Genomic DNA, 506 nt, shown 5'->3' with positions numbered 1-506 from the left:
CGAGAAGACTCAAGCCTAATAACATGTACTAGCCCATCTCTAGGAATATCTGGGGCTGGATCACTGTAGTTCAATGCATAAAAACTATCAGATTCAGTCTCAAAACTTTCAATTGTATGCTCTGTTATTTGCCAGCCATCTTGTGGGCCAGTTAATTGATCAGTACCGTTTTTAAAATAAGATAATTTATAATATTGACCGTCACGGGCGCCATAAACTTTTACATTAAGCACAGCTTCAAGCAAAAATGAATGTGGTGTTGATTCAACACCATCTCTGATCAACGCTAAACAAGGAAATGCTTTGTTTTGATTTAACGTTTTTGTTGTTTCAACGGAGGAAAGTGGCGCTAAACAACAAGCTGGATCAATAATCCAAGAGTAGCCATCCTTCTCTGCTGAGAGTGAATCGAGTGGTGATCTCTCAGCTGATAATTTATTTGCATCACAGGTGATCTCAATACGCATTAACGGATAGTCAGGTGAATAGAGCACGATTGTTTGTAT

At 38.7% G+C, this 506-nt stretch carries 1 protein-coding gene; it reads right to left on the bottom strand.

Translation table 11 applies throughout. The features are described 5' to 3' along the window. On the bottom strand, positions 1 to 506 hold a 506-nt coding region (locus L2764_RS27620), incomplete at both ends, for a hypothetical protein (protein WP_248943519.1).

Origin of the sequence: Shewanella surugensis (genome assembly GCF_023284005.1) — a bacterium.
In the GTDB taxonomy this organism is placed as follows: Bacteria; Pseudomonadota; Gammaproteobacteria; order Enterobacterales; family Shewanellaceae; genus Shewanella; species Shewanella surugensis.
The sequence above is the reverse complement of the archived record's forward strand: the minus strand, read 5'-3'. Positions and strand labels throughout refer to the sequence as shown.